Source organism: Bacillus sp. PPSBB_2, assembly GCF_045291115.1.
GTDB classification, from domain to species: domain Bacteria; phylum Bacillota; class Bacilli; order Bacillales; family Bacillaceae_G; genus Bacillus_A; species Bacillus_A cereus.
Genome location: NZ_CP147983.1, coordinates 902363 through 920254 on the forward strand (window position 1 = coordinate 902363; position 17892 = coordinate 920254).

A 17892-nucleotide genomic window follows, 5' to 3' on the forward strand; every position below is an offset into this window, starting at 1 on the left:
GAGTTTTTGTTTTTATGATTTCAATTCAGCACTTACAAAAAAGTTTCGGAGATAATACCGTACTAAAGCATATAGATTTAACAGTTGAGAAGGGCGAGGTTGTTGTTATTATTGGGCCGTCTGGATCTGGTAAAACGACATTCTTACGTTGTCTCAATGTATTAGAAACGCCAAACGCTGGTAATATTCGTATCGGTAATAAAGAGCTTAACTTCTCTCAAAAAGTAACGAAGAAAGATATTGTTAATCTTCGTACGCAAACAGGTATGGTATTCCAGCACCATAATTTATTCCCGCATTTAACAGCACTTCAAAATGTAATGGAAGGGCTCGTTACAGTGAAAAAGATGGGGAAAGAAGAAGCGAAGAAAAAAGCAAACTATTTCCTTGAAAAAGTTGGTTTAGCAGATAAAGTGGATTTGTATCCGTTCCAATTATCAGGCGGACAACAACAGCGCGTTGGAATTGCGCGCGCACTTGCGATGGAGCCGGAAGTGTTACTATTTGATGAGCCGACGTCAGCGCTTGATCCTGAACTCGTTCAAGAAGTTCTGAAAGTAATGAAAGAACTTGCTAAAGAGGGCATGACGATGGTTATTGTAACGCACGAAATGCGTTTTGCACATCAAATTGCGAACCGTGTTATTTTCATGGATGGTGGTGTCGTTGTCGAACAAGGTACACCAGAAGAAGTATTTACAAATCCAAAAGAAGAACGCACGAAGAAGTTTTTACAAATGTTGCAATAAATTAAGGAAGGTCTCAAGGCATATGCCTTGAGACCTTTTTGCCATATATATTTATTTGTGGAATCCGCCAAGGCTTTGCTCAGCCATTGCAACTAGACGTTTTGTGATTTCTCCACCAACTGAACCGTTAGCGCGAGCCGTAGAATCTGCTCCTAATTGTACACCAAATTCTTGAGCGATTTCGTACTTCATTTGATCGATTGCAGCTGTTGCACCTGGTACTACTAATTGATTTGAAGAATTTTGGTTTGCCATAGGAATATATCCTCCTTAGAGTTATAAAAGTTTTTTTGGTTGGACTAGCTGGAGTTGAACCAGATTATCGCCCCGGTTGGCGCTAATCCATCGGTAATTAAGTTTGTACTCATAGTATGGATGTTACCTAGAAAGATATACAAAATAATAATTTGTAAATTTTGTCAAAAAAACGTATTGATTTCGTAAATTATGAAATAAGAGTAATCGTTGTATTTTTAAGAAAACAGGCCAAACTAAGGAGGATATTAAATATAATTTTTTCATTGTAGCCTGCTACTTGTAGGCTAATTATTAGCTTCTTATTTATGATTTATTGAAATAAAAATGAAATCGGTAGCAACTTCATAGTTCTATTTTTAAGTAGGGATGGAGTGGGCGCTCCTATGTCTGGATAGGTTGCTCTCTTCACTCTAAAAAAGAGAGGCTTATAAACGATAACGTATGGAGGAATCATGATGGGAATTTGCCCGCTTTGCAACGCATTAGAATCACAAACATATTCTTGTCAAAATTGCCAAAGTATACTCCAAGATTATGGGAAGTCTGTAGATTACATAGACGATTATAGTGCCTATATGGATCAAGAATTATTAAGTGCAGTAGATGGTTTAACGCATAATAATTCAAATGAATATTGCAATCATATTTTTTATTGCAGAGTATGTAACGTGGAAACTGAGGTTGTAGTAAAACTTGTGTAAATAGAAAACTTCCACCTTATTATCTAGGTGGAAGTTTTTGTTTTTGTATTTGTGAGTGAATCATAGGAGAAGGGATATGTTCGGTGTTTGATGAAGCCCCTGATTTTATTTGAGACATTTTTTCTTTTGTATCACGTAAAGAATGTTCAGTTAAGTAGACGGCATATTCGTAAAATAACTGGCGCGTCAGTTCACTTTGCTCTTTTAATTTTTTATCTTGGAATACAGTTCGCCCAGGTTTAGAGTTGGCTTCAAAGAGCCACGGATTTTCCTTTGTGTCTAAACCGATATCAAAACCGATTTCTCCAATATTTCCAGTTACTTGTTCATCGAGCGCGTAACTTATTTGTAAGGCAGTATGTTTTAATTTATTTTCAATTTGAACTTGTTTCGTTGAATCTGGAAAAAGCTCTTGTAATAATTTTGTATCACCGCCACTATTTACGTGCGTTGTTAAACTGCCTTTGCCGGCGATTTTGGCGACGATTGCACTAACTATCCAATTACCGAAATGGTTTTTATTTGTATGAATGCGGAAATCAACAGGTTGCCCATCGAAGCGAAGTAACGAAATACCTTGCTGTACGATAAACTTTTTTAAATCATGTCCTTTTAATACATGGTTTAGAAGCGTTTCTAATGATTGATACTTTCTCAGTTTATTTTCTTCATTTTCGCGATAACGACAGTAGTAGCAATTCTCTGTTTGAGAATAAAATATTTGATGAATATTTCTACCAAAGCTCCCGTGTATTGGTTTCATGTACACTGATTTATACGTGCCAAGAAACCGTTCTACTTGTTCAAAATGCTGAAATGCTTCTGTATTTGGTAATAAGGGTTTAATTGATTCGTCTTTCGTAAGAAGTTGATGAACTTCCCATTTATTGAAAAAACCTGGGTTAAACCATGGAATGCAGTAGTCTTGTTCTAATTTTCTTTTTGCCCTGACAATTGGTTTATAATTTTCCGCTTGCCGATTCGGTAAGCGATCGTAAATGACATTTGGTAAAGGGACTTTTTTCTTTATCCATTGTTTCTCTTGAAAGAAATATCCTTCAATCGTTTCTTCTTCCCAGTGTATATGTTGAACGCCAAAGACGAATACGAACGGTCGTAATGAGAATGGTGGTGTTAACAACTCACTCAGAGCAATTGAACGATTTCCTAAAGGGTTAGAAGAATCATCATTAAAGCCAGCTGTAAAAATGCCGATTAATGGTCCGAAAATAATTGTTTGGTTTTGTGTAAATGCATGAATAGTAGTTGATTGAGGCAGTAAAAGTTTTTCGGCAATATGCTTTCCGATAATAATTTCGCGAGTAAAGGAATAATGAATTTTCACCTCTTCACTTGCAATATGACGTATGCCGAAGGAGAGAGATGTAATAGGCGGTGTAATAGAAAAAACGTAAGGTAAAGTAATGCTATTTGGATGGTCATCTGAAATATTTAATGTATATATATGCTCTTTCAAAATAGGTTTACCTCCTTTCATTATGGTGTAAAGCGACTGAATTTAAGTGGTCCGTGAAATATCTTTTCAGCTAATGAATCACTATGACGAATGTATTGTTCGTAAGGAGGAATCGTGTTGACATACATAAGCCAAATTGCGCCTTTTTGATCCATAATTGTGGAAAGTTCTAGTTCGAATAATGAAGAATAAGACTGATCTAGTGTTTGGAATACTTCATTTATAATGTCGTGTAAAGCGTCTTGCAATAGTTGCACACCTGTACTAGATAGTACGTATTTAATTTTTGAAAATGAATGCAATGAATCATCGTCTGTTGCTGAGGGTAAAAGTTGATTAGGAAATGAACTTTTTTGTATAAATTGACCGATAATATTCCAAGTTTGTTCTTTGTTTTTTTGCAAAATGGTTCGAATGTGGAGTGGGTATGTTAATTGATTTGGTGGTTGTAGCATGGTATGCACTATGTAGCGTGATGAACGTATGTTAGATTTACACCAAGATATAAATTCATCTGTCCGCTTGATTGGAAGAGAAGTATGGTATTTTTCATTTACTGTATCGATATGAAACGTTTTATTTTTGTAAGCGACTCGATATAAGTTATCTTTAGAATGTATATTAGTGGGGCGTATAATAATATCTTTAGTTTTTAACAACAGTTTGAAAATGTTTTGTATCGTTGCCACTTCAAATTTGGGTATATAAGGAGACAGTTTTTTATTAGTGAGAAATAAATCATGTAGTTCACTTAAGTTAATAAGTGTGTTATTTAAAAAGGTAGTGGAAGGACGGTTGTGCAAAGAGTGAATAATTGATTTTGCTTTTTCAAAGTCTGTTTCCTCGTGAAAAGAATAACGATCATATATATAAGAAGGAATAGGGAATGTTTGCTCTTTCCATTTTCCTGTATCTGTATCGTAAATAAGACCAGAAACAAGGTCTGTTTTAGAATCAATACAAAATGGCGTAAACTGGGCAACGACATTATGATAAAGCCGAGCGCGTTTAGCGATTTCGGTGTAATACGTTTGCTCATAATGAAGTTTAGAAGTTAAAAGGCCGAGAACCAACGAAATCACTCCTTTACTACTATTTGCATAATAGGCGAAGCTATATATTGCAAATACGTTTTTATACCATTATACTTTTGTCCGTATGATGATATGCTATAGTTTTGGAGAAGTGAAAGGTTGATTGTAATGAATATATGGTTAAATATGTTAACGACGACAGGGCTCGGAGCAATTATTGGGGGATACACGAATCATTTAGCGATAAAAATGTTATTTCGTCCTCATCGTCCTATTTATATCGGAAAGTTTCAAGTTCCATTTACACCAGGGTTAATTCCGAAGCGTCGTGATGAACTTGCTGTTCAATTAGGAAAAATGGTTGTAGAACATTTGTTAACACCAGAAGGAATCGGAAAAAAGCTAACAAATGAAGAGTTTCAAAAAGGTTTAATCCACTGGGCGCAAGTGGAAGTGGATAAAGTAATTACGAATGAACAATCACTGCGATATATGTTAGAAAAATGGAATGTAGCGCATGTAGAAGAAGAAGCGACTCGAAAAATCGAATATGTGATTACAGAAAAAATTCATGCATTTTTAGCAGAGTATTATACATATACATGGGAACAGGCTTTACCTCATTCTGTACATGAAAAGATAGAGAATGCGATTCCGAATGCCTCGGCGTTTATTTTAGAGCGAGGAATTAGCTTTTTTGAAAGTGAAGAAGGGAAAGCGCGTCTTTCAAAAATGATTGATGATTTCTTTGCTTCTCGTGGAACGCTACTTAACTTAGTTGGGATGTTTTTAGGAAATGTAAGTGTTGTGGATCGTGTGCAGCCAGAAGTTATTAAGTTTTTAGGGCAAGATGCTACAAAGCAGCTTTTAACTGACGTACTACAAAAAGAGTGGGAAAAGTTAAAAGGAAGAGATGTAAAAGAATTAGAAGCATTTGTGGAGAAAGAAATGATTGTAAGCTCCGTGCTGTCAGCAGTTAAAGTAGAGGAAACAGTGAGTAAGTTTTTAAATCAATCTGTTCAGCAAGTATGTGAACCAGTTCGAGAAACAATTATTGAAAAAGTGGTTCCAAGTGCAGTAGCGAAAGGCTTAAAGTGGGGAACAGAAAATGTAGAGAGTATACTAAATAATCTACACCTTGCGGAAATTGTCCAGCAAGAAGTGTCTACATTCTCAACAGAAAGATTAGAAGACTTAGTTCTGTCTATTACGAAAAACGAATTGAAAATGATTACGTATTTAGGAGCGTTATTAGGCGGAATGATCGGGCTCGTACAAGGATTGTTACTATTGTTTCTTAGATAATAAGGTGAGTACATAGAAATAAAAGTGAAATTTCTTCACATCTCTTGCATAGTTTGATATGGTAAGAAGAGGTGCGTATGTAAATGCACGTAAAAGGCAGTGCGAGTGAAAAGCGCTAGCCTTCTAAAGGAGGAAAAATAAAATGACAAAGAACATTCATGATGTTGCATATGAATTACAAAAAGCAATCGCTGAAAACGAAGACTTCAAAACTTTAAAAGAGAGCTACGCAGCAGTTCAAGCTGACACAGCTTCAAAGAACTTATTCGATGAGTTCCGTACAATGCAACTTAGCCTACAACAGAAAATGATGCAAGGCCAAGAAATCACTGAAGAAGACAACCAACAAGCACAAGAAGTTGTAGCTCGCATTCAACAAGATGCTAAAATTACAAAACTAATGGAAACTGAGCAACGCCTAAACGTTGTAATCGGTGACGTTAACAAAATTATCATGAAGCCACTTGAAGAATTATATAGCGCGCAACAACAAGCGTAATGAGAGAAGACGCTCCTAGTATAGGGGCGTCTTTTTCAGTGACAATAAAGGTGTTTAATTTTAGTATAAGAAATGTAATAGCCACCTATTAAAATTAACTTGTAGGTGGTTTTAAATTTATTTAAAACTAAATTTAATTGTTGTAGCCTTTAATTTATAAAAATAATAAAGTTGGTTAATTTTTCTTCAACTAATGCCGCTTATTGAAAAAAAGTAGCTTGCTCCATTTACTAAATTTTTATCCTGTTTTACATAGCTTAATCTGCCTCAACATCTTTTTCAACTAAATTTTGAACAAATCTTAATAGATAACCATCAGGATCCATAATTAAAAATTCTTTTTGTCCCTTTAATTTAGTATCAGCTCTATACCAATTCTCTTGAATATCAAATTTAATTGGATACTCGTTCTTTTTCAAACTATCATATAGTGAATCAATATCATTTATGATAATTTGAAAATTGATTCCTCTTCCGTAGGGATAAGATAACTCCCCAGTACTCCAATGACCATTTACTTCTTCAATCATAATCTGGCAGTCATTTAAAGACAGTAAAGCAAACTTATCCTCTGGTCTTTGATATTCAATTTTAAACAGGAGAATTTCCGAATAGAAATTTAAACTTTCCTCCATATCTGAAACTGATAGCTCTGGTATTAATGCATTGAGTTTGTGCAAAAATGCTGCCCCCTTTGCTTAAGTTATTGATTATTATAACACTCACTATAAATTCTTCTTCCATTAAACTACTTCGTTAGCCCTATAAGAAGTAAACAAGTTTATTATCTCTACACACGTCTTTTTTGTTTGTTATTTTTTGAAATACTCCGTTTTAATGTTTTTCTCCTTCAAAAACTCTTCAATTTCTTTTTGCTTCCTACCATTAACTTTCTCAAAGCGCTTTGTAAAAGAGAAATCAGTTTTGAATAAGTTACCATCTTGAGCGAATTTTTCTATTTCCTGATCTAATTCTACTGAAAGTGCTGTAGATGCTGAAATATAATTATGAATTTCCTTCGAAGGCTGTTTGTAATCAGCAGGAATCGTATTGTTACTAATAAAATGATGGAAGTTCGCATCGTTTTGTTGAGCTAAATCTATTAGTTTTTGTAATTTATCCCGGTCGGACTCAGTAACCTTCTCGTCAGACATGGCTGACGAAAGTGGAACGATGTTTTCGTATAACTCTCCGCTATAATCTAAATAAGTTTTTATATTTTGCTTCATTTCGTCTTCATTAATAGTTTCATTTTTCTTTGAGGAACTAAATATATTTTCTGGAACTTTAATAGCAACATCTTTAATAGATTGTACATCGTTTTCTTCCTTAGGTTGTGCACTGTTTGAACAAGCTGATAGAAATAAAATTGTAAGTAACATGAGTGGATATAAAATATATTTTTTCATAGTAATCTCCTTTTACATTCATTAGTATCTTTGTAAAATAGCTAAATTCCATTTTAAATACTTAACTAAAAGTGAGTATATATGTTTTATCATTTGATAACATATGACGGATATTAGTAAGCCGATGCAAAAGGCTATGAATACATTGTAAACATCGGAATAACTGATTTGATGAAACCCTTTAAAGAATCCTAATCCTATTAATAAGATAGGTGAAATAATTAATAACGGAGTGGCAATTATAAGTGTTAGAAGAAGCGGTAATAGAAAGAGTAATACGAAAAAGGCGATAATGATAAATATAAAGTTTAAAACACTTAAGCTCATAACAGAAAACAGTGCTGTCATAATATTTTTTAGGCTGCGTTTCTTGTCAGCTTTACTTATTACATATGAAATATTAAGTTCTTTAGCGATAGTTTTAGGGTTTCCTAGCTTTTTAGAAATTTCCTCTTCAGATATTCCATCTTGTTTACCACTAATAAAATGAGTTTCGTACTCTGAGATAATATCCTCCTTTTCTAAATTAGGCATATTCCGTAGGGAAGAACTAAGTTGCTCTAAAAATTCACTTTTGTTCATAACAATCACTTTCCTTTATAAAATGATGAATTATGGCTGAAAATCCTATCTTTTTTCTAAACAGCAAACACAATCTATATCTACTTTTTGAAAGGAGATATACTAATCGTGAATAATATTCCAAATAATGGTTATCCCATTATTTACAAATATATCACTTACTATTATTCTTTGCAAGGTACTATAAATTTGTTAATAATGTGAATAGGTGGAAGTATTTTTGTACATTTTTAGAAGAGATATAAAAATGTTATTTTAAGATAAACAAAAGATTGTAAGCGCATTCTTTAAATATTGTCAAAATAATGTCGAATTCATATCGTTGGAAAAATAATGCATTTGTAATATAATGATAAATGATACTTCACCACATTAATTAACTAGGTGAAATTAAAATCTTTATTACACACATTATGAAATAAAGGGATGATTAGTTTTGAGTACAGGTGTAAAAGCAAACGACGTGAAGACAAAAACAAAGGGAGTAGATCTTGTTGTTGATTGTTTAATTAAACAAGGTGTTACACATGTTTTCGGTATTCCAGGAGCAAAGATTGACTCTGTATTTGATGTATTGCAAGAAAGAGGACCAGAGTTAATCGTTTGTCGTCATGAACAAAATGCAGCATTTATGGCAGCTGCTATTGGTAGATTAACAGGAAAACCGGGCGTATGTCTTGTAACTTCAGGACCAGGGACATCAAATTTAGCGACAGGTCTTGTTACTGCGAATGCGGAGAGTGATCCCGTTGTTGCTTTAGCTGGTGCAGTTCCGCGTACGGATCGATTAAAACGTACACATCAATCTATGGATAATGCTGCACTATTCGAACCAATCACAAAATATAGCGTAGAAGTAGAGCATCCTGATAATGTGCCAGAAGCATTATCAAATGCATTCCGAAGTGCGACTTCTACAAATCCAGGAGCAACTTTAGTAAGTTTGCCGCAAGACGTTATGACTGCGGAAACGACTGTAGAGTCTATCGGTGCGCTTTCTAAGCCACAGCTTGGAATCGCTCCCACACATGATATTACATGCGTAGTAGAAAAAATAAAAGCAGCGAAATTACCAGTTATTTTACTCGGTATGAGAGCAAGTACAAATGAAGTGACGAAAGCTGTTCGTGCATTAATTGCGGATACAGAGCTTCCTGTTGTTGAAACATATCAAGCAGCTGGTGCGATTTCACGTGAGTTAGAAGATCATTTCTTCGGCCGCGTTGGATTATTCCGTAATCAACCAGGTGATATTTTACTAGAAGAAGCAGACCTTGTTATTTCTATCGGTTATGATCCAATTGAGTATGATCCAAAGTTCTGGAATAAACTTGGCGACAGAACGATTATTCATCTTGATGACCATCAAGCAGATATCGACCATGATTACCAACCAGAGCGTGAATTAATTGGTGATATTGCCTTAACGGTAAATAGCATCGCGGAGAAATTACCGAAACTTGTATTAAGTACGAAATCAGAAGCGGTATTAGAACGATTACGCGCAAAATTATCAGAACAAGCAGAAGTTCCAAATCGTCCTTCAGAAGGTGTTACGCATCCACTTCAAGTGATTCGTACACTTCGTTCTTTAATTAGTGACGATACAACTGTTACATGTGACATCGGTTCCCATTCTATTTGGATGGCGAGATGTTTCCGTTCTTATGAACCACGTAGATTATTATTTAGTAACGGTATGCAAACGCTAGGTGTTGCACTTCCTTGGGCAATCGCAGCTACTTTAGTAGAACCAGGTAAAAAAGTAGTTTCCGTATCAGGTGACGGTGGTTTCTTATTCTCTGCGATGGAGTTAGAAACGGCGGTACGTTTAAATTCTCCAATCGTCCATCTTGTTTGGAGAGACGGCACATATGATATGGTTGCATTCCAACAAATGATGAAATACGGCAGAACATCCGCTACAGAGTTTGGCGATGTTGATCTTGTGAAATATGCGGAAAGTTTCGGGGCGTTAGGTCTTCGTGTTAACACGCCTGATGAATTAGAAGGTGTGTTAAAATCCGCGCTAGCAGCAGATGGTCCTGTCATTATTGATATTCCAATTGACTATCGTGACAACATTAAATTAAGCGAAAAATTATTACCAAACCAATTAAACTAATGGAGGCAGATTTGAGATGACTGTTGCGCAATTAATTGATATTGATGCGAAAAAAACGAAAACGAGTAATGAAGTATATCAAACATCTACAATGCTTGCGCTATTAGATGGTATATATGATGGTGTAATTAGCTTTGAAGATTTGAAAAAACATGGTGATTTCGGCATCGGCACATTTGATCAATTAGATGGTGAAATGATTGCATTTGATAATGAATTTTATCATTTACGTTCAGACGGTTCAGCAGAAAAAGTAGAGCCAGAAGAAACAACGCCATTTGCGACTGTAACGTTTTTTGAAAAAGAAATGAGTTATACGGTAGAGCGTCCGATGAATCGTGAAGAAGTTGAAGCGTTATTACATGAATTAATGCCAAGTAAAAACTTGTTTTACGGTATTCGAATGGACGGTACGTTCCGTGAAGTAAGGACGAGAACTGTTCCAAGACAAGAAAAACCGTATACACCGCTCGTTGAAGTGACGAAATCACAACCAATCTTTTCATTTGAAAATACAGAAGGTACGCTTGCTGGATTTTGGACACCAGATTACGCACAAGGTATTGGGGTAGCTGGATTCCACTTACATTACATTGATGATGAAAGAAGCGGGGGCGGACATGTTTTCGACTATGTTATAGAAAACTGTACGATCCAAATTTGTCAAAAAGCTCATATGCATTTAGCACTTCCAGAAACAGCTGATTTTATGGCGGCTGAATTATCAAGAGAAAATTTAGAGGATAATATTGCAACTGCGGAAGGTGCAGAGTAAGAGGGAAAGACTGTTCCATTTTGGAACAGTCTTCTTTTATTCGTAATGTTATTATTTGTCGATAAATCGATATTTCTTGTCGAACCGTTGATATATTGTAAGTTACGATAGATATATTCGAAAAATCGTTGATATCGCTTATTTCTTTGAAACAAACGGATGCCCCTCATAATAAAAACGCCACGGATAATGTACAGCTTCTTCTGCATAGTCGATATTAATACGAGGTCCTGCTGTTATTTTATATTGTGATGATATGTGTTCTTCTTTTGGAACTAATTCAATATGTAACGTATCATTTTGTAACGATACGCCGCGTTCTTTTAAAGTAATTCCGAGTGCACGGCATAGTTTGCCAGGACCGTTTGTTAAATTTTTGTACTGCGCTTTTGTAATTTCGGTCTTATTGTAGCGCGCTAGTTTTATTTCTGCTATTCCATCTACTGGCTCAAGGGCTCGAATGAGAACACCTTGCGGGGTGCCCACTGGCGCTGTAATAACGTTAAAGCAATGATACATACCGTAAATTAAATATACGTAAGCATGCCCTGGTGCACCAAACATAACTTCTGTGCGATCTGTCCGTCTGCCTCCGTAACTATGTGCGGCCTTATCATCTGGGCCTTTATATGCTTCTACTTCTACAATGATTCCGCTTCGCTTTATTCCGTCTACAATATGAACAAGTTTTTGCCCGAGTAATTTTTTTGCGACTTCTAACGTATCGCCTTCATAAAAAGAAGGAGGTGCCTGCATTGTACTATCTCCTTTGCTAAGTGTATATGTATATAGTAAACCAAATTTTCAGTAGTAATTCTAACTCGTTCTATTTGCTACATTTATTTCATAAATTATGGATAGAGTACAACAGCGAAGAGGGGGAGTGCGACATGATTTATCGCTTACTAGCTCTTAATATAGATGGGACACTACTATACAACAATGGAAAAATTGCAAAAGGATTAAGAGAAACAATTGAATTTGTGAAAAGAAAAGATGTATACGTTACGTTATTTACGAGTCGTAATTTTCAATCCGCTCATAAAGTAGCAAAGGCGTTAAAATTAGATTCTATATTAGTGACACATGGTGGTGCTTTCGTTTCAGCAACGTTAGATAAGCCGTACGTTCAAAGAAGATTATCTGAAGAGAAGACTTTTAACATTGTGCAAGTGTTAGAGCACTTTGATTGTAACGTACGCATTTCTCATGAACGGTTTTCGATAGGAAATCGTGAGAGAAATACACCAAACTTAATTGCGCGCACTGTATTATCAAGCGCAGATCCGTTATTTTATCCAGTTCAATTTGTAGATTCGTTAGGTGACGCGCTTCGTGACCATCCGGTAGCAGCGCCAAAAATTGATGTTATTTTCCAAAGTAAAGGTGAAAAAGAAAGAGGACTGAACACATTAAGAAAAGCGTTCCAAGATGTAGAGTATGTTGAATGTGATTCAAAACGAATAGAAATTTTACCGCAAAATGTATCAAAATTACGTGGATTACAATTGCTTGGAGAGCATTTAAATATTTCGCTAAATGAAATGGTTGCGATTGGAGATAGTATGGAAGATTTAGAGGTTATTGAAAACGTGGGACTTGGGGTAGCGATGGGGAACTCGCCTGTAGAATTAAAGCAAGCAGCAGATTGGATTACACGTTCAAATAGCGAAAACGGTGTAGAGTATATGATTAAAGAGCATTTCCGTAAGCAATTCCCGCTTCCGTTTTTGAAGAATCATAAAAATACACCGAAACGATGAAAGAAAAACGTAGCTTTTTGGCTACGTTTTTTTGTTGAGCTTATTAAAAGGAATGGAAACGTTTTAAATTGTGAATTGTGTATGGGATTCATACAATTCACTTGAATCCTTTAGAAAACTAATGTAAAGTGAATGATGTTGTCAAAATAGTTACACCACATGAAATATTCTTCAGATTAATTTTATTGGGCTCCCATACGTAAAAGTATTTCCGCATGACAGTTTAGTTCACGTATTATTTCAAAAATGAATTGTAGTAATTTTATTAAGTAGTTGTAGCGTTCCTTTGTTGTATTTAAATGGATTATTTTAAGTTAATGTGAGTAAGAACTGGTACATATGAAATGTACTTCTTTTTGTGGTTTTAGGAAGTTTAAAAGGGGGAATGAATTTCTTGAGGAAATCATTTAATCAAAAAATTAAAAAGTTAAGTAGTAGTTTAATAGTTGTATTACTAATATGTATGAATTTTTTAATCCATTTACCATTTAAAGCAGAGGCAGCTACAACAGAATTAAAAGGTTTAGGTGATGTATCTTATTACAACGCCATCATTTTTGGAGATCATAGTGCAACGAGTGCGGATATTGAAGGTGCGATGGCTGTTCAGAAAAATATGAACGCATCAAGTTATACAGTCGTAGCGGCTGCAACTGGAGCAAATAACTTAGCTGGAGCAACTTGGGTAGATGAAGGATATCCATCATTATTACTAGGCGGTCAATTTACGAAAGCTGGAGCAGGACAGGTAATTATTCAAGATGGAACAGTGGCGATGACAAAAGACGGTGACCCAGATGGCGCAATGAAAACATCGTATGACCGTATCTCTTATAAAGAGCAAGCGGAGATTGATGCTAAGTTTAAAGAATTTAGAAAAGACGTTGATGGTGTAATTGGGGATGCAAGTAAACTACACACTGATAAGCCAAAACCTAATATGAGCTTTGGAATCGGTGAAGATGCAAACAACCCTAATATTTATGTCTCTTCAGGTCAGACGGGAAAGAAAGCATTCGATGTAAAAGACGTTTTTCTTCCGAATGTAGAGAATAAAGATTTTATTGTTATTTATTCAGATGCAGAAGAAGTGAGTTTTGGTGGCGGTGCAATTTTGTATGATACAAGAAATACTGGGATGGCGACGGATTTAATTAATACATCTCAAGCATATGACCCTAATTCATCTTTTACTGAGTTAGCTAGTAAGGTAATTTGGGTATTTCCTAATGCTACAAAGATAACAACTAAAGGTTATGGTGTAGTAGGTAGTGTGTTTGCACCTAATGCAGTTGTAGAAACAAAAGGTGGTTCTATTAATGGACAAGCCTATGTTGGAGGATTACACCAAAGAGATGGTTTTGAGGTTCATAACTTTAAATTTAACTGGCCAAAATGGAATAAACCAGCAGCTGAAAAAGGACATTTACAAATTAAAAAAGTTGATGAAAACGATGAAAACATTGTTTTAAAAGACGCAAAATTTGATGTTATAGACAAAGATAATAACGTTGTGGCTACTGTTACAACAAACGAAAAGGGTATTGCGGAAGTTAAAGATTTACCACTTGGTGACTATTTTGTAAAAGAAATAAATGCACCAGAAGGATATATAAAAGTTGATACACCAGTCAAAGTAACAATTGATAATACAAACGTAATTGAACTTGTTATGAAGAATACGAAAAGAGTAGAGAATGGCCAATTTAAATTATTGAAAAAAGATAGTGAATCTGGTCAACTTCTGCCAGGTGCAAAATTTGATGTTATCGATAAAGATGGTAATGTTGTGGAAACAATTGTTACAGGTGATAAAGGCGAAGCCTTATCGAAACAACTTCCAGTTGGAAGCTATACATTAAAAGAAGTAGAAGCACCGAAAGGATATGAATTATCATCTAGTTCAGTTTCTGTTGATGTAAAGGCTAATAAAGTAGTGACTGTAGATGTGGTGAATAAAAAGATCCCCGAAAAAGTAACAGGTCAATTCGAAATTGTGAAAGTAGATGCGGAAGATAAAACGAAAGTATTATCAGACGCAGAATTCGAAGTGTATAAAGACAGCAAGAAAGTAGATACGTTACGAACAGATAAAACTGGTAAAGTAATTTCTCAGAAATTAGAACCAGGAACATACACATTAAAAGAAACGAAAGCACCACAAGGATATAAATTGCTAAAAGAAGAAATTGAAGTCGTTGTGGAAGCAAACAAAGTAGTAGAAGTACAAGTAGAAAACGCAAAAGAACTAGGAAGCTTACAAGTAATCAAAAAGGATTCGGAGAGTGGAAAAGTTCTAGCAGGTGCAGATTTTAAACTGAAAAATGAAGCTGGTCAAGTAGTTGGAGAAGCGAAAACAACAAATAAAGACGGTGTTGTGAAATTCGAAAGCTTAGTGCCAGGAAAGTACACGTTAGAGGAAACGAAAGCGCCGGAAGGTTATAAAGCGCTAGAAGTGACAGTAGAAGTGAACGTTGTAGCGAACGAAGTAGTAAAACAAGAAGTCATGAATGAAAAAGTAATGGGTCAATTCGAAATCGTGAAAGTAGATGCGAATGATAAAACGAAATTGTTATCAGGTGCAGAATTCGAAGTGTATAAAGATGGTAAAAAGGTAGCGGAACTGAAAACAGATGAGAGTGGAAAAGTGATGTCACCGAAATTACCGCTAGGTGAATACACAGTGAAAGAAACGAAAGCACCAGCGGGCTACAAACTTTCAAATAAAGAATGGAAAGTAACAATTCAAAATGAGAAAGAAGTAGTAAAAGTAGAGGCAGAAAACGAAAAAATCTTAGGTTCTCTACAAATTATTAAAATGGATGATAAAGATCAAACGAAACGCTTAGTAGGCGCAGAATTTACATTGAAAGATGCGAAAGGAAATGTTGTAAAAGAAGGAATTACAACAGATAAGTCTGGAACGGTTAAAGTAGACGGACTTGTGCCAGGTGAATATACGTTAGAAGAAACAAAAGCACCAGAAGGTTATGAGTTAACAAAACAAATAATTCATGTAACAGTTGACGGTGAAAAAGTTATTGATGTAAAAGTAACGAACGGTAAGAGCCTTGGTCAATTCGAAATTGTAAAAGTAGATGCGGAAGATAAAACAAAAGTATTATCAGACGCAGAATTTGAAGTGTATAAAGATGGTAAGAAAGTAGATACATTACGAACAGATAAAACTGGTAAAGTAATTTCTCAGAAATTAGAACCAGGAAAGTACACATTAAAAGAAATGAAAGCACCACAAGGATATAAACTACTAAAAGAAGAAATTGAAGTCGTTGTGGAAGCAAATAAAGTAGTAGAAGTACAAATAGAAAACGCAAAAGAACTAGGAAGCTTACAAGTAATCAAAAAGGATGCAGAGAGTGGAAAAGTTCTAGAAGGTGCGGAATTTAAATTAAAGAACGAAGCTGGTCAAGTAGTTGGAGAAGCGAAAACAACGAGTAAAGACGGTGTTGTGAAATTCGAAAGCTTAGTGCCAGGAAAGTATACGTTAGAAGAAACGAAAGCACCAGAAGGTTATAGAGCGTTAGAAGTAACAGTAGAAGTAAATGTTGTAGCAAATGAAGTAGTAAAACAAGAAGTTATGAATGAAAAAGTGAAAGAAGAAATTACAGGTCAATTAGAAATTACAAAGGTAGACGCTAATAATACAAATAAAATATTAGCAGGCGCAGTGTTTGAAATTTGGAAAGACGAAACAAAAATTGACACATTAACAACAAATAAGAGCGGTAAAGCAATTTCTCAGAAGTTAGAACCAGGAGATTATATTTTAAAAGAAATCCAAGCGCCAGAAGGATATACTTTAGCCGATAAGGAAATGAAATTTACGATTTCTAATGAAAAAATTGAATTTGTAAAACTTCAAATTACAAATAAAAAAGATACAGAAAAAGGTCCGGAAAAACCAGGTGAAGGAACAGAGAAGCCAGGTGAAGGAACAGAAAAACCAGGTGAAGGAACAGAGAAGCCAGGTGAAGGAACAGAAAAACCAGGTGAAGGAACAGAAAAACCAGGTGAAGGAACAGAAAAACCAGGTGAAGGAACAGAAAAACCAGGTGAAGGAACAGAAAAACCAGGTGAAGGAACAGAAAAACCAGGTGAAGGAACAGAAAAACCAGGTGAAGGAACAGAAAAACCAGGTGAAGGAACAGAAAAACCAGGTGAAGGAACAGAAAAACCAGGTGAAGGAACAGAAAAACCAGGTGAAGGAACAGAAAAACCAGGTGAAGGAACAGAAAAACCAGGTGAAGGAACAGAAAAACCAGGTGAAGGAACAGAAAAACCAGGTGAAGGAACAGAAAAACCAGGTGAAGGAACAGAAAAACCAGGTGAAGGAACAGAAAAACCAGGTGAAGGAACAGAAAAACCAGGTGAAGGAACAGAAAAACCAGGTGAAGGAACAGAAAAACCAGGTGAAGGAACAGAAAAACCAGGTGAAGGAACAGAAAAACCAGGTGAAGGAACAGAAAAACCAGGTGAAGGAACAGAAAAACCAGGTGAAGGAACAGAAAAACCAGGTGAAGGAACAGAAAAACCAGGTGAAGGAACAGAAAAACCAGGTGAAGGAACAGAAAAACCAGGTGAAGGAACAGAAAAACCAGGTGAAGGAACAGAAAAACCAGGTGAAGGAACAGAAAAACCAGGTGAAGGAACAGAAAAACCAGGTGAAGGAACAGAAAAACCAGGTGAAGGAACAGAAAAACCAGGTGAAGGAACAGAAAAACCAGGTGAAGGAACAGAAAAACCAGGTGAAGGAACAGAAAAACCAGGTGAAGGAACAGAAAAACCAGGTGAAGGAACAGAAAAACCAGGTGAAGGAACAGAAAAACCAGGTGAAGGAACAGAAAAACCAGGTGAAGGAACAGAAAAACCAGGTGAAGGAACAGAAAAACCAGGTGAAGGAACAGAAAAACCAGGTGAAGGAACAGAAAAACCAGGTGAAGGAACAGAGAAGCCAGGTGAAGGAACAGAAAAACCAGGTGAAGGAACAGAAAAGCCAGGTGAGGGAGTAGAAAAACCTAATTTACCAGAAAAAGGACAAGGTTCTTCTAATAATCAACAACTTCCAGCTACAGGACACAATACGAATTACGTTTCATTCATCGGTTTTATGCTTCTGTTACTAGGAATACGTTTAAGATTCATGGCTAAAAATAGTTAACGGATGTATAAAAGGCATCAGAGATATATAATCTCT

At 35.6% G+C, this 17892-nt stretch carries 15 protein-coding genes; 8 read left to right on the top strand and 7 right to left on the bottom strand.

Going from position 1 to position 17892, the window contains the following annotated elements:
- Positions 1 to 14: 14 nt before the first annotated feature.
- Positions 15 to 749, top strand: a complete 735-nt coding sequence (locus V6946_RS04535) for an amino acid ABC transporter ATP-binding protein (RefSeq protein ID WP_000623610.1) — start codon at positions 15 to 17, stop codon at positions 747 to 749.
- A gap of 51 nt (positions 750 to 800) precedes the next feature.
- On the opposite strand, the gene sasP is transcribed toward V6946_RS04535, so the two are convergent.
- Positions 801 to 1004: a small acid-soluble spore protein, SasP family gene (sasP, locus tag V6946_RS04540; RefSeq protein ID WP_000013338.1), complete on the bottom strand. Its 204-nt coding sequence runs from the start codon at positions 1002 to 1004 to the stop codon at positions 801 to 803.
- 458 nt (positions 1005 to 1462) lie between these two features.
- Here sasP and V6946_RS04545 point away from each other — a divergent pair, with 458 nt between their 5' ends.
- Entirely contained in the window at positions 1463 to 1708 is a 246-nt protein-coding gene (locus V6946_RS04545) for a hypothetical protein (protein WP_000510476.1), read from the top strand.
- Positions 1709 to 1727: 19 nt separating this feature from the next.
- Here V6946_RS04545 and V6946_RS04550 read toward each other — a convergent pair whose 3' ends face one another.
- On the bottom strand, positions 1728 to 3185 hold the full coding sequence (locus V6946_RS04550; RefSeq protein ID WP_006917021.1) for a YheC/YheD family protein: 1458 nt from the start codon (positions 3183 to 3185) through the stop codon (positions 1728 to 1730).
- Positions 3186 to 3205: 20 nt separating this feature from the next.
- The gene (locus V6946_RS04555) at positions 3206 to 4258 is read right to left on the bottom strand and encodes a YheC/YheD family protein (protein WP_000242827.1); all 1053 of its coding nucleotides are present in this window, start codon (positions 4256 to 4258) and stop codon (positions 3206 to 3208) included.
- 129 nt (positions 4259 to 4387) lie between these two features.
- On the opposite strand from V6946_RS04555, the gene V6946_RS04560 reads away from it, so the two are divergent.
- Complete coding sequence (locus V6946_RS04560) at positions 4388 to 5524, top strand: DUF445 domain-containing protein (protein WP_025709955.1); 1137 nt, start codon at positions 4388 to 4390, stop codon at positions 5522 to 5524.
- Between the two features lie 142 nt (positions 5525 to 5666).
- Positions 5667 to 6023 (top strand): YlbF/YmcA family competence regulator, encoded by a 357-nt coding sequence (locus V6946_RS04565; RefSeq protein WP_000164614.1) that lies wholly within the window; start codon positions 5667 to 5669, stop codon positions 6021 to 6023.
- A 257-nt stretch (positions 6024 to 6280) separates the two neighbouring features.
- On the opposite strand, the gene V6946_RS04570 is transcribed toward V6946_RS04565, so the two are convergent.
- The 3 genes from V6946_RS04570 to V6946_RS04580 form a co-directional block, all read right to left on the bottom strand.
- Complete coding sequence (locus V6946_RS04570; protein WP_000549334.1) at positions 6281 to 6703, bottom strand: VOC family protein; 423 nt, start codon at positions 6701 to 6703, stop codon at positions 6281 to 6283.
- Positions 6704 to 6835: 132 nt separating this feature from the next.
- A complete protein-coding gene (locus tag V6946_RS04575; protein ID WP_000760028.1) occupies positions 6836 to 7432 on the bottom strand; it encodes an NDxxF motif lipoprotein in 597 nt (198 codons plus the stop codon).
- A 21-nt stretch (positions 7433 to 7453) separates the two neighbouring features.
- A complete protein-coding gene (locus V6946_RS04580; RefSeq protein ID WP_001042965.1) occupies positions 7454 to 8014 on the bottom strand; it encodes an HAAS signaling domain-containing protein in 561 nt (186 codons plus the stop codon).
- A gap of 436 nt (positions 8015 to 8450) precedes the next feature.
- Between V6946_RS04580 and alsS the strand changes: the two genes are divergently transcribed.
- Together alsS and alsD are read left to right on the top strand one after the other, a co-directional pair.
- On the top strand, positions 8451 to 10139 hold the full coding sequence (gene alsS, locus V6946_RS04585; RefSeq protein ID WP_366981608.1) for an acetolactate synthase AlsS: 1689 nt from the start codon (positions 8451 to 8453) through the stop codon (positions 10137 to 10139).
- Positions 10140 to 10155: 16 nt separating this feature from the next.
- Positions 10156 to 10914: an alpha-acetolactate decarboxylase gene (gene alsD / locus V6946_RS04590; RefSeq protein ID WP_000215024.1), complete on the top strand. Its 759-nt coding sequence runs from the start codon at positions 10156 to 10158 to the stop codon at positions 10912 to 10914.
- Between the two features lie 138 nt (positions 10915 to 11052).
- Here alsD and V6946_RS04595 read toward each other — a convergent pair whose 3' ends face one another.
- The gene (locus V6946_RS04595) at positions 11053 to 11670 is read right to left on the bottom strand and encodes a DNA-3-methyladenine glycosylase (protein WP_001148783.1); all 618 of its coding nucleotides are present in this window, start codon (positions 11668 to 11670) and stop codon (positions 11053 to 11055) included.
- Positions 11671 to 11804: 134 nt separating this feature from the next.
- Between V6946_RS04595 and V6946_RS04600 the strand changes: the two genes are divergently transcribed.
- Together V6946_RS04600 and V6946_RS04605 are read left to right on the top strand one after the other, a co-directional pair.
- Positions 11805 to 12677: a Cof-type HAD-IIB family hydrolase gene (locus tag V6946_RS04600; RefSeq protein ID WP_000640415.1), complete on the top strand. Its 873-nt coding sequence runs from the start codon at positions 11805 to 11807 to the stop codon at positions 12675 to 12677.
- A 394-nt stretch (positions 12678 to 13071) separates the two neighbouring features.
- Positions 13072 to 17856, top strand: a complete 4785-nt coding sequence (locus tag V6946_RS04605) for a SpaA isopeptide-forming pilin-related protein (RefSeq protein WP_406622249.1) — start codon at positions 13072 to 13074, stop codon at positions 17854 to 17856.
- The last annotated feature ends 36 nt before the right edge of the window (positions 17857 to 17892 follow it).